This window comes from Roseibium limicola (assembly GCF_017313085.1).
Lineage (GTDB): Bacteria > Pseudomonadota > Alphaproteobacteria > Rhizobiales > Stappiaceae > Roseibium > Roseibium limicola.
Genome location: NZ_JAFLNF010000001.1, coordinates 634746 through 646632, shown reverse-complemented (window position 1 = coordinate 646632; position 11887 = coordinate 634746). Strand labels below are relative to the sequence as shown.

Annotated in this window: 11 protein-coding genes; 7 read left to right on the top strand and 4 right to left on the bottom strand. The window is 57.2% G+C overall.

Translation table 11 applies throughout. The annotated features are described in order from the left end of the window. Positions 1-352: 352 nt before the first annotated feature. From J0X15_RS02835 to J0X15_RS02820, 4 genes are read right to left on the bottom strand one after another with little or no spacing between them, the layout of a single operon-like run. Positions 353-1204: an amidohydrolase family protein gene (locus tag J0X15_RS02835; protein ID WP_206938040.1), complete on the bottom strand. Its 852-nt coding sequence runs from the start codon at positions 1202-1204 to the stop codon at positions 353-355. Further along, entirely contained in the window at positions 1201-1632 is a 432-nt protein-coding gene (locus J0X15_RS02830) for an RbsD/FucU family protein (protein ID WP_206938039.1), read from the bottom strand. Before J0X15_RS02830 ends, J0X15_RS02835 begins: the two co-directional genes overlap by 4 nt. After that, complete coding sequence (locus J0X15_RS02825; RefSeq protein WP_206938038.1) at positions 1632-2675, bottom strand: aldo/keto reductase; 1044 nt, start codon at positions 2673-2675, stop codon at positions 1632-1634. The genes J0X15_RS02830 and J0X15_RS02825 overlap by 1 nt, the downstream gene beginning before the upstream one ends. A gap of 58 nt (positions 2676-2733) precedes the next feature. After that, positions 2734-3414, bottom strand: coding sequence for a GntR family transcriptional regulator (locus tag J0X15_RS02820; RefSeq protein WP_206938036.1), 681 nt, complete (start codon positions 3412-3414; stop codon positions 2734-2736). 164 nt (positions 3415-3578) lie between these two features. Here J0X15_RS02820 and J0X15_RS02815 point away from each other — a divergent pair, with 164 nt between their 5' ends. From J0X15_RS02815 to yghU, 7 genes are all read left to right on the top strand, one after another. Then, positions 3579-5105 carry a UxaA family hydrolase gene (locus J0X15_RS02815; protein WP_206938035.1) on the top strand — a complete coding sequence of 509 codons (1527 nt, stop codon included), beginning with the start codon at positions 3579-3581 and terminating at the stop codon, positions 5103-5105. A 57-nt stretch (positions 5106-5162) separates the two neighbouring features. Continuing rightward, positions 5163-5912, top strand: a complete 750-nt coding sequence (locus tag J0X15_RS02810; RefSeq protein ID WP_408015311.1) for an SDR family oxidoreductase — start codon at positions 5163-5165, stop codon at positions 5910-5912. Positions 5913-5948: 36 nt separating this feature from the next. Continuing rightward, positions 5949-7475 (top strand): sugar ABC transporter ATP-binding protein, encoded by a 1527-nt coding sequence (locus J0X15_RS02805; protein ID WP_206938033.1) that lies wholly within the window; start codon positions 5949-5951, stop codon positions 7473-7475. Then, complete coding sequence (locus J0X15_RS02800; RefSeq protein WP_206938032.1) at positions 7472-8476, top strand: ABC transporter permease; 1005 nt, start codon at positions 7472-7474, stop codon at positions 8474-8476. The genes J0X15_RS02805 and J0X15_RS02800 overlap by 4 nt, the downstream gene beginning before the upstream one ends. A 96-nt stretch (positions 8477-8572) precedes the next feature. Continuing rightward, positions 8573-9517 (top strand): ABC transporter substrate-binding protein, encoded by a 945-nt coding sequence (locus tag J0X15_RS02795; protein WP_206938031.1) that lies wholly within the window; start codon positions 8573-8575, stop codon positions 9515-9517. 73 nt (positions 9518-9590) lie between these two features. Beyond that, positions 9591-10445, top strand: a complete 855-nt coding sequence (locus tag J0X15_RS02790; protein ID WP_206938030.1) for a fumarylacetoacetate hydrolase family protein — start codon at positions 9591-9593, stop codon at positions 10443-10445. Positions 10446-10613: 168 nt separating this feature from the next. Beyond that, positions 10614-11456 (top strand): glutathione-dependent disulfide-bond oxidoreductase, encoded by an 843-nt coding sequence (gene yghU / locus J0X15_RS02785; protein WP_206938029.1) that lies wholly within the window; start codon positions 10614-10616, stop codon positions 11454-11456. The last annotated feature ends 431 nt before the right edge of the window (positions 11457-11887 follow it).

Sequence of the window (11887 nt, the reverse complement as noted above, 5' to 3'; positions counted from 1 at the left end):
GCTCACCGACCCCGGCTCTGCGCTGTGCTTGGCCGGGATGACGTTGGAGGCGGTGTTTGGAGAGGCGGGGCGGCATATGCCACGTCGCCTTTCCCCCTTATCCTTCGTCATCCTCGGGCCTGTCCCGAGGATCTAGTCTTCGTGCGGGCAAAAGTCTGGATCCCCGACTACGCGAGGATGACGGGGGAGGGCTACTTCTTTGGTGGCGTCTCTACCGAAGACCATCGATTGTCATCCCGGAAAAGCCGATGGGCTTTATCCGGGATCGGTGAGCAACGAAAGACATTGATTAGGTCATCCACTGCACCGGCATGACAAAAGTTCGGCGAGGAGCCTCGCTGGGCTCTTCTATTTAACTTAACCGGTATGCCCTCAGGGCATTGGCTCCGAGGATCTTGTCCTTGTCGGCTTGGGAAAGATCCCGGAGCAGCCAATCGGTTGTCTCGATCCATTGGTCATAGCTTGCTGCCAAGGTGCAGACCGGCCAGTCGCTGCCCCAGATCAATCGGCTGGGGCCGAAGCACGCCAGCAGGTGGTCGACATAGGGTGTGAGATCGTCGCGTTTCCAATTGCGCGCCGCCTCAGTCACCAGTCCGGAGAGTTTGCAGAAGGCGCTTGTTTCTTCGGCGAGAGCCTTCATATCCTTTGCCCATCCATTGAAATTCCCGTTGGCGATCTCCGGTTTGGAGCCGTGATCGATGACGGTTGTCAGGGTGGCGTGACTTCGCAGCACGCTTAGCAGATGCTGCAGGTGCCGCGGGAGAGTGAGAGCATCGAACGTGAGGTCATGCTCAATCATTGCCTGGAAAGCCGGATCCAGCTTGGGTGACAGCATCCACCGGTCGTCGGCAATGTCTTGAATCATGGGACGAAGGCCAACGAGCTTCGGGTGGCGGGCCATCCGGGCAATGCGAGCGGACGCATCTTCCGCCTCCAAGTCCGTCCAGCCGACCACTCCCTTGATGAAGTCCAGCTTATCAGCAAGCGAGAGCATGAAAGTCGTTTCTGCCTCGGTGGGGGCCGCTTGCACGAGAACCGTGCCTGTAATGCCGTGTTTTTTCAGCATCGGGGCAAGATCTTCGGGGACATAGTCGGCATAGAGGTGACCGAGAGCCGGTGTCAGCCAGCCATAATCCCCCCGGGCAACCTGCCAGAAATGCTGGTGTGCATCGATCCTGAGGTCGTTGGCGGACGTTGCAGTCATGGCGCGATCACCCCTTTCTTCAGGATGATGTTGCCGTAGAGGCGGGTTTCGCCCGTCTGAACGATGGCAAAGGCATCGCGTGCGCGCTCATAAAAAGCATGTCGCTCAAGCGTTTGGATCGGCGAAGGGGTGTCGGCAGTGGTTTCAATCAGCCACTGGAATTTGTCGACAACAGGCGGAACCTCGTCCGGGTTGCCGACGACCTGCATGGTCAGGGCCGGGTCCGCAACGAAGGTGTCCAGCGGCATGACCTGCAACACGGCTTCGAGGGTGTCAGTCGCGCTGATGCCATCCAGGCGGATTAATCGCTTGGCATTGCTTGTGCCGGGGAAGTTGGCGTCAGCAATGACGATCTCGTCGCCGTGGCCCATTGCAGCCAGTGTGTGGAGCAGGTCAGGAGACAGAAGTGGGTTCAAGCCACGCAGCATCAGGCGTGCTCCTCGGGCAATGGCGCATCCGGGTGAATCAGGTCGCTGGCGCGTAGGTCTCGCCAGAAGGCTGCCGGGATTGGCGTGTGTAGCAACTGAAGATTAGCTGTCACCTGAGCCGCATTGACCGCGCCAGGGATGACGGTTTTGATGCTTGGATGGCCGAGCACGAATTGCAAGGCAGCAGCAATCAAGCGAACCTGATGATCGATGCAGACGTTTTCGATCTTGCGGACGCGGTCCAGAATTTCAGGTGGCGCATCGGCGTAATTGTATTTGGCCCCTTCCACGGCACCTGTCGCCAGGATGCCCGAATTGTAAGGCCCGCCCAGGATGATGCCGACATCCCGCTTTTCACAGAGCGGCAGAAAGGTTTCCAGCGCGTCCTGTTCCAGCAGGGTGTAACGGCCTGCGAGTAGGAAGCAATCGAAGTCGGCCATTTCCAGCAAACGCTGACAGACCTGCCACTCGTTGACGCCCGCACCGATGGCCGCGATTTCACCGGCTTCGCGTAACTCGCTGAGAGCTCGGTAGCCGCCCTTGTCAAAGAGTTCGCGGACCTTGGCGTCGCTGGCCTCCTGCGAGCCTTGAGAAAAGGCGCAGACGTCATGAATAAGGAGAATATCGGCGCGTCTTACACCAAGCCGCTCTCGGCTGGCCTCGTAAGAGCGCATTACGCCATCGTAGCTGTAATCGAAGACAATGCGTTTCTGGGGAACATCGACAAAGGCTTCAGGTGTGACCTCGTCGGGCTCACAGTCCAGCAGCAGTCGGCCGATCTTGGTCGAAAGTTCGATATTGTCGCGGCCGAAGCGCCGAATGGCTGTACCAAAACGCTCTTCTGATCGTCCCAGACCATATTGCGGGGCGGTATCGAAGTAGCGGATGCCAGCATCATAAGCGGCTTGCAGCGCGGCCTGGGCATCCTCCTCTTCGACCTTTCGATAGAGATTCCCAAGCGGGGCCCCTCCAAAGCCCATTTCAGTGAGCCGAACATCCCGGCTGGTGCGGTTGTTGAGCAGGCGTAGGGCAAGCTCTGTCATATGCGTTTCCTCCCTCTGCATATGTCGGCTTTTCTTTGCTGCTAGTGCCCCGATGGGGTCACTCGAACAGGTCCGGCCTTTGAACGACGAGCGGTTCCAGACGCTCAACCAGTCGGTTGAGGTGTTTTTGCATGGCTTTGCGGGCTGCAATCGGATCTTTCGCCTGGATGGCCGCAATGATTGGTTTGTGTTCTTCGAAAGCGCCGTCTGCCCGGTCTTCCAAAGGTAGCAATAGCTGGCGTGCGCGGTTTACCTGAATCCAGCCGGTGTCGGCCAGAGTCTGGATCTTCGGAAAGCCGGTGAAGGACAGGATGAGTTCGTGCATCCGTTCGTCTTCGCGGTAAAAACCGTCGGCGTCACCGTCTTCCAGATAGAGCGCCTGCAGCCGCAGGTTTCGGGTCAGCTCCCCCAGCTGTTCTTCGGTACGCTCGGCGGCAACCTTGGCGACAGCAGCCAATTCGACGGCCTCACGCAGAAATGCGCCCTCACGGATATCCGACATGGAAAACCGAGTGACGCGCGAACCTGACTGCGGCACGACTTCCACCAGCCCCTCACTGGCAAGACGCGTGATTGCTTCCGTCACCGGCGAGCGGGAAACGCCCAGTTGTTCGCAGATGATCTGCTTGCGCAGCATCGTGCCTGGGGGCAGCTCCATGGCCACGATTGCCCCCCGCAGGGACTCATAAACCCTTTGGGCAAGCGAGCCTGATTGCTTGCTGATATCCAGCAAAGGCATTCTGGGGGCGGCTTGATTCAGTTTTTCCTGCGGGGAAGGAACGTCTGATTGTGGCATTGTTTTCTCTAAATTGAATACTAACATGTTAGTTGACATGCTGTTGATGTCAAGCTAGTCGTTAAAGCGAGGCGGCTGCACATCGTGGCCAGGGAGGGAGTGATTTCGTGCTGAAACTTCAGTCAAATTCGATCCTGTTGCATGCGGACGACAATGTGGTGATCGCACTGCAGGACATCGATGCAGGCGCCAAGGTTGCACATGTGGAGCAGCCGGTTCTGGGACAAGTTGGCAGAGGTCACAAGATTGCCCGTCGCGCTATTGCAGCCGGAGAGCAGGTCATTCGCTATGGCCAGATCATTGGTCAGGCCAAGCGAGACATTGAGCCAGGCGAGCATGTGCATGTGCAGAACCTGGGTATGGGTGAGCATTCGCAGGACTATGGTCATGCGGAAGCCTATGTGCCGATTGTGCCTGCAGAGACAGAGCGCACCTTCCAGGGATATGTGCGTCCGACCGGCAAGGTCGGGACCCGGAATTACATCGGCATTCTGACCTCGGTGAATTGCTCCGGATCCGTGGCGAAGTTTGTCGCCGAGGCGGCCGAGAAATCCGGGTTGCTCAAGGAATTTCCGAACGTCGACGGCATCGTGCCCATCGTGCATGGCACAGGCTGCGGTATGTCGGGCAAGGACGAAGGCTATGCGACGTTGTTCCGGACGCTCTCCGGCTATGCGCAGCATCCGAATTTCGCGGCTATCCTGCTGATCGGGCTGGGGTGTGAGGTGATGCAAATTGCCGATCTGGTCGGGGATCGCAAGATCCGTCCGGGCGGCGACCTGCGCTACATGACCATTCAGCAGACCGGTGGTACCCGCAAGACCATCGAAGCCGGTCTCAAGGAAATCCGCGAGTTGGCAGAAATCGCCAACAAGGCAACCCGCAGCCCGGCGCCAATCTCTCATATCATGGTCGGCATGCAGTGCGGGGGGTCGGATGGCTACTCCGGGATCACGGCCAACCCGGCGCTTGGAGTTGCCTCCGATATGCTGGTGCGCCACGGCGGTACGACAATTCTGTCCGAGACCTCGGAAATCTATGGCGCCGAGCATTTGTTGACCCGCCGTGCGGTCTCGGTCGACGTGGGGGAGAAGCTAATTGACCGTGTGCGCTGGTGGGAGGACTACACAGCGCGCAATGGCGGCGAGATGGACAACAATCCGTCGCCGGGAAACAAGCGTGGCGGTCTGACGACCATTCTCGAGAAGTCGCTGGGAGCGGCTGCCAAAGGAGGGTCGGCGCCGCTGGTCGATGTCTACAAGTTTGCCGAGCCTGTCGACAAGCATGGCTTCGTCTTTATGGACAGTCCGGGCTTCGATCCTTGTTCCGTGACGGGGCAGATTGCGTCCGGGGCAAACATCATCGTTTTCACTACGGGTCGCGGTTCGGTGTCAGGCTACATGCCGACACCCTGTATCAAGCTGGCAACCAACAGCGAGATGTACGGCCGCATGTCGGAGGACATGGACATCAACTGTGGTGACATCATTTCTGAAGGCGTAAGCCTGGAAGACAAGGGCGCAGAGATTTTCGAGAAGATTATAGCTGTTGCCTCGGGCGCGCCATCCAAGAGCGAAGATCTCGGGTTTGGCGGGGTGGAATTCGTGCCGTGGCAAATCGGCGCGGTTATGTAAAGTTAGTCAGTTCAGGAAATGCCGCTTCATATATGGCGGCAACGGGGAGTGAATTTGGTGCGTTTGGGAGGAAAAACCATCCTGGTGTCCGCTGCCGGTCAAGGTATTGGCCGAGCAAGCGCGATAGCCTGCGCTCGGGAAGGGGCGAAGGTCATTGCGGTGGACATCAATGAAGAGACACTGGCGACCTTGCCCGGAGAGCAAGCCGGCATTGAGGTTCGTAAGCTCGATGTTCGGGACCGGTCTGCCATTGATGCGCTGGCATCAGAGTTGCCGGATCTCGACGGTCTCTTCAACTGTGCAGGCTTCGTTCACAATGGAACGGTTCTGGATATCTCGGAAGACGACTGGGCCTTCAGCATGGACCTGAATGTCACCTCGATGTTCCGCATGACCCAGGCGTTTTTGCCGGGAATGCTGCGGCGGGCCGAGGCGACGGGCACATGTTCCATTCTCAACATGGCGTCGATGGCATCATCGCTCAAAGGCTTTCCGATGCGCACCGCCTACGGCACGTCCAAGGCTGCGGTCATCGGGCTGACAAAGGGCGTGGCGGCAGACTTTGTTGCCAAGGGCTTGCGGTGCAATTCACTCTGTCCCGGTACGGTGGATACGCCTTCCCTGCGCGGCCGGATCGCCTCAGCGGCAGATCCGGTAGCGGCTGAGAAGCAGTTCATTGCGCGCCAGCCGATGGGGCGTCTTGCCACTGTCGACGATATGACACCGATGGTGGTCTATCTGCTCAGCGATGAGAGCCGCTTTGTCTCCGGACAAGCCCTTTTGGTGGATGGAGGCGTAACCATCTAGGCGGGAAACCGCCGGCGGTTTGGGAGGACTGCATTCATGACAGATCTGGTCCGTATGACGGGGATCGAGAAGCGGTTCCCCGGTGTTCATGCACTGAAGAATGTCAGCTTCGATCTGAAATCCGGCGAAGTTCACGCGCTGATGGGAGAAAACGGCGCGGGCAAGTCGACACTGATGAAGGTTCTTTCTGGCATCTATCCAAAGGATGGCGGAGAGCTGGCGATCAATGGTCAAGCTGTGGAGCTGGGCGGCCCGCGTGCGGCTCAGGATCTCGGTGTCGGCATCATTCATCAGGAACTCAGCCTGATGAATGATCTGACGGTGGCGCAGAATATCTTTATCGGACGTGAGCCACGGTTGAGCTTCGGTCGCCTGGATGAAGCTGCTCTGAACCGTCAGGCGCAGGAGATCTTTGCATCGATGAACCTCGCCCTCGACCCGAAGACGGTTGTCGGGGAGCTGACGATTGCCAAGCAGCAGATGGTCGAGATCGCCAAGGCGCTCTCTTATAAATCGCGCATCCTGATCATGGATGAGCCGACCGCCGCTCTGAATGATGCGGAAATCGCCGAATTGTTTGCCATCATTCGCCGACTTAAGGCGGATGGCGTGGGCGTCATCTACATCAGCCACAAGATGGATGAGCTGAAGCAGATTTCAGATCGCGTCACGGTCATGCGCGATGGCGCTTATGTGGGAACTGTCGCAGCCTCCGATACGCCGGTTTCCAAGATCATCTCGATGATGGTGGGTCGTGAAGTCATCAGTGAAGCCGTTGTCATTCCGGATCTCTCGGACGCCGATGTTCTCCTGGACGTCAAGGACCTGAATCGTGGTCGTGAGATCCGCGATGTCAGTTTCTCCATCAAAAAAGGCGAAATCCTCGGATTCGCCGGCTTGATGGGGGCCGGGCGGACCGAGGTTGCGCGTGCCATATTCGGGGCTGATCCAAAAGACAGCGGAGACATTCGCGTCCGCGGCCAGCTGTGTTCGATCTCGTCGCCATCAGATGCCGTTAAAGCCGGTATCGGCTACCTTTCGGAAGACAGGAAGCACTTCGGATTGGCAACCGGCATGGACGTTCGCAACAATGTTGCCTTGGCCAGCCTGGACAGGTTTGCCAGCAAGGCGGGCGTTCTGGACGACGAAGCAATGCGGGTCACGGCTGTCGAGTATATCGACAAGCTGGGCATCCGGACGCCCTCCGATACTCAGGAAGTCCGTCTGCTGTCGGGCGGCAATCAGCAGAAGGTGGTTATTGCCAAATGGCTTTACCGCGATTGCGACATTCTGATTTTCGATGAGCCTACACGTGGCATCGATGTCGGTGCGAAATCCGAGATTTACAAGCTGATGAAGAAGCTGGCCTCAGAAGGGCGGGCCATCATCGTCATTTCCTCCGAGTTGCCGGAGGTCATGCGGCTGAGCCATCGGATTGCCGTCATGTGCGAGGGGCGCCTGACCGGCATTCTGCCGGGCGGCGACGAGACTACACAAGAAGAGATCATGCATCTGGCAACCCTGCGCGCGCCGGTAATGCAGCCTGAGGGAGAACCCGCATGAGCCTGGCCAACACGACTTCCACACCATCGTTTCTTGCCCGGATGGTGAACACTGGAGCGCACCAGAAACTGCTGGCCTTCGCCAGTCTGATCCTGTTGCTGATCGGCTTCTCGATCGCCTCGCCGAACTTCATGCAGACTTCCAACATGATCGCCATTCTGCAGGCGACGTCGGTCAACGGCGTGCTGGCGGTCGCTGCGACATTGGTCATCATCACCGGCGGGATCGACCTGTCTGTTGGAACGCTGATGACCTTTTGTGCGGTGATTACCGGCATCGTTCTGACAAATTTCGGCATGCCCTTGCCGATCGGCATTATCGCCGCCATCGGGACTGGTGCGCTGTGCGGACTGTGCTCGGGGACTTTCATTGCGAAGATGAAGATCCCGCCGTTCATTGCGACGCTCGGCATGATGCTGATCCTCAAGGGATTGTCGCTGGTGATTTCCGGCACCCGGCCGATCTACTTCAACGATACACCCGGTTTTGATCAGATTTCCCGTGGGTCGCTGATCGGCGATGTACTTCCGATGTTGCCAATCCCCAATGGCGTCTTGATCCTTTTCCTGGTTGCGCTGGCTGCCTCTTACGTTCTGGGGCGTACGGTCCTTGGTCGATACACCTTCGCGCTGGGCTCCAACGAGGAAGCCGTTCGTTTGTCCGGCGTCAATACGGATCGCTGGAAAATGGCGGTTTATGCGCTGGCTGGGGCTATCTGCGGCATTGCCGGATTGCTCATTGCCTCGCGTTTGAATTCGGCTCAGCCGGCCCTTGGGCTTGGCTATGAGCTGGAAGCCATCGCTGCGGTGGTGATCGGCGGAACGTCGTTGTCGGGTGGGCGGGGCAGCGTACTCGGCACGATTATCGGCGCCCTGATCATGGCAGTTCTGACCAATGGTTTGCGCGTGCTGTCAGTTGCTCAGGAGTGGCAGACGGTTGTTACCGGCGCGATCATCATTCTCGCGGTCTATGCCGACATGGTGCGCAGGAAGAAAGCCTGAGGCAGCACAAACCACCCAAAGTTATCCAACCAAAAGAGGGTGAATCACACCCCGGAACACAACCCCGATAACGGGGGAAATCCTAAGGAGCGGACTATGATTACAAGACGTGGACTACTCGGTGCGACAACAGCACTTGGCCTTATGTTCTCCGGCACCATGGCTATGGCGCAGGAAGTTTACATCCCGATGATTTCGAAAGGTTTCCAGCACCAGTTCTGGCAGGCTGTGAAAGCTGGTGCGGATCAGGCTGCGAAGGAATTCGGAGTGACGATCACCTTCGAGGGTCCGGACAATGAGACCATGGTTGATCGTCAGATCGACATGCTGTCTGCAGCGCTGGCCAAGAACCCGACCGCAATCGGCTTTGCAGCCCTGGACAGCCAGGCAGCTATTCCGCTGCTGCGTCAGGCACAGGAAGCCGGAATTCCGATTGTTGCCTTCGATAGTGGCGTCGACAGCGATATCCCTGTTGCAACAGCCTCGACCGACAACATTGCAGCTGCCGCACTGGCTGCCGACAAGATGGCCGAACTCATCGGCGGCTCGGGCCAGGTTGCCGTCGTGGCTCACGATCAGACCAGCCGTACCGGCATCGACCGTCGCGACGGTTTCCTGAACCAGATCAAGGAAAAATACCCGGACATCGAAGTGGTGACAGTTCAGTATGGTGGTGGTGATCACCTCAAGTCGACTGAAGTCACCAAGGCAATTTTGACGGCCAATCCTGATCTCAAGGGTATCTTTGGCACGAACGAAGGTTCTGCAATCGGTGTTGTTAATGGCGTCAGTGAAATGGGCAAGAGCGATCTTGTCGTCATCGGCTACGATTCTGGCAAGGCTCAGAAGGATGCTGTGCGTTCCGGCGTGATGGCAGGTGCCATCACTCAGAACCCGGTCGGCATTGGCTATGAAACCGTCAAAGCCGCCCTTGACGCAGCCAATGGCAAGGAAGTTCCGGCGCACATTGACACCGGCTTCTACTACTACGACAAATCGAACATTGACGATCCGAAGATCGCTGCTGTTCTTTACGACTGATCTTTTTTGACGAGATCCAATCGGCCCGGCATCCCTGTGGTGCCGGGTCGCCAATTCCAAGGGAAGAAACTTCATGAAACTGCTGCGGTATGGCGCTCCGGGACAGGAAAAGCCCGGACTTCTTGACGACACGAACCTGGTGCGTGACCTGTCCTCTCTGGTGTCGGATATTGCTGGTGAGTCTTTGCTGCCGGAAGCTCTGGACAAACTTTCCAAGGCGGACATAGCGGCGTTGCCGGTTGTGGCGGGTACGCCGCAGGAAGACTTGCGCCTCGGGCCCTGCGTCGGCAGCGTTGGCAAGTTCATTTGTATCGGTCTGAACTACTCCGACCATGCTGCGGAGTCCGGTCTGGAAGTTCCGCCTGAGCCGGTTGTCTTCAACAAGTGGACCTCGGCCATTGTCGGCCCGGACGATGACGTTGAAATTCCACGTGGCTCGCAGAAGACGGATTGGGAAGTTGAACTTGCCATCGTGATCGGCAAAGGCGGTCGCTACATTGAAGAAGCTGATGCCATGGACCATGTGGCAGGCTTCTGCGTAGTCAACGATGTGTCCGAGCGTGAATATCAGATCGAGCGTTCCGGCACCTGGGACAAGGGCAAAGGCTGTGACACCTTCGGCCCGCTTGGCCCGTGGCTGGTGACCAAGGATGAAGTCGGCGATTTCAACAATCTTGACATGTGGCTGGAAGTTGATGGCAAACGCTATCAGAACGGCTCCTCCTCGACGATGGTTTACAAGGTGCCTTTCCTGGTGTCCTACCTGAGCAAGTTCATGAGCCTGCAGCCAGGTGACGTGATCTCCACGGGCACCCCTCCGGGCGTCGGTATGGGGCAGAAGCCGCCTGTCTATCTGAAGGGTGGTGAAGTCATGACGCTTGGTATCGACAAGCTTGGCAGCCAGACACAGAAAGTCGTCAAAGCCTGATAGGCGTTTGACGTGATGAGACGAGAGGACACATTTTGCGGACGCAAAGTGTGTCCTTTTGCGTTGATACCCGTTGAAACCGATCAGGCTACCTTACATATCTGACAGGACATTTGCGGCTTCAGTCCGCCGACGCAATTGAATTCAGCCCAGGGGAAGTGATTTATCATGACCGAGACCAGCAGCTACACACCGCCCAAAGTTTGGACCCAGGAAGCCCCGAGCGGCGGAAAGTTCGCCAATATCAATCGGCCGGTGTCCGGGGCCACTCATGACAAGGAGCTGCCGGTCGGCAAGCACCCGTTCCAGGTTTATTCCTTGGCAACGCCGAATGGCGTCAAAGTGACGGTGATGCTGGAAGAGCTTCTGGCTGCCGGCCACAAGGGTGCCGAGTATGACGCCTGGCTGATCCGTATCAACGAAGGCGACCAGTTCGGCAGCGGCTTTGTTGACGTCAACCCGAACTCGAAGATCCCGGCCATGATGGATCATAGCGGTGAAAAGCCGATTCGGGTGTTTGAATCCGGTTCAATCCTGATGCATCTGGCGGAGAAATTCGGGGCATTTCTGCCAAAGGATGGCGCAGCACGGGCGGAAACGCTTAACTGGCTGTTTTGGCAGATGGGCTCCGCGCCCTATCTCGGTGGTGGCTTCGGGCATTTTTATGCCTACGCACCGGAGAAGTACGAGTATCCAATCAACCGGTTTACGATGGAAACAAAGCGTCAGCTCGATGTGCTTGAAAAGGCTTTGACCAAGAACAAGTACGTTGCCGGTGACGAGTATACCATTGCCGATATTGCGATCTGGCCCTGGTATGGTCAGCTGGTGCTTGGGCGTCTCTACGATGCTGCCGAATTCCTCTCTGTCCATGAGTACCCGAACCTCATACGCTGGGCTAAAGAACTGGACGAGCGTCCGGCGGTCAAGCGCGGCCGTCGTGTGAACCGCGTCTTTGGTGAGGAAAGCGAACAGGTTGCAGAGCGTCATGATGCGAATGATCTGGACTGACTGATTGACCTGTTTTCTTCTGTGAAACAGAAGTTTCATGATCAAACCTGCCCGCTGTGAGTCTCTCGCAGCGGGTTTTTATTTGGAATTTTCACGATGCATTTTAATTTTGTATCGGAACATTTGATTTTCTCGTCGTGAAATACAAAAAATCTTTCAACTTTGACGGCGTCTTGTTTTTGAAATGCACGGCAATATTCAATTGGTCCTAAGAGTTACCAAAACTAATTCTGCGTCAGCTGTTTACCGAGGGGACCGAAATATGCACGATGGCCGGAATTGCTTTTGCGGGTTGCTGGCACGTGCGGCAGCTGTTTTGACTGACTTCCGGCATGTGGCTTTCGCGTTTTGACGAAACGCCTAGGGCGCGCTCAGCGAAGCTCATGGTCAGGTATTCCTTTCCGCGGCAGACTTTTCGCAGTTCGAATGCC

Coding starts and splice junctions, on each gene's coding strand:
- J0X15_RS02835 (WP_206938040.1), bottom strand. CDS start 1,204: ATGACTGCAACGTCCGCCAACGACCTCAGGATCGATGCACACCAGCAT.
- J0X15_RS02830 (WP_206938039.1), bottom strand. CDS start 1,632: ATGCTGCGTGGCTTGAACCCACTTCTGTCTCCTGACCTGCTCCACACA.
- J0X15_RS02825 (WP_206938038.1), bottom strand. CDS start 2,675: ATGACAGAGCTTGCCCTACGCCTGCTCAACAACCGCACCAGCCGGGAT.
- J0X15_RS02820 (WP_206938036.1), bottom strand. CDS start 3,414: ATGCCTTTGCTGGATATCAGCAAGCAATCAGGCTCGCTTGCCCAAAGG.
- J0X15_RS02805 (WP_206938033.1), top strand. CDS start 5,949: ATGACAGATCTGGTCCGTATGACGGGGATCGAGAAGCGGTTCCCCGGT.
- J0X15_RS02800 (WP_206938032.1), top strand. CDS start 7,472: ATGAGCCTGGCCAACACGACTTCCACACCATCGTTTCTTGCCCGGATG.
- J0X15_RS02795 (WP_206938031.1), top strand. CDS start 8,573: ATGATTACAAGACGTGGACTACTCGGTGCGACAACAGCACTTGGCCTT.
- J0X15_RS02790 (WP_206938030.1), top strand. CDS start 9,591: ATGAAACTGCTGCGGTATGGCGCTCCGGGACAGGAAAAGCCCGGACTT.
- yghU (WP_206938029.1), top strand. CDS start 10,614: ATGACCGAGACCAGCAGCTACACACCGCCCAAAGTTTGGACCCAGGAA.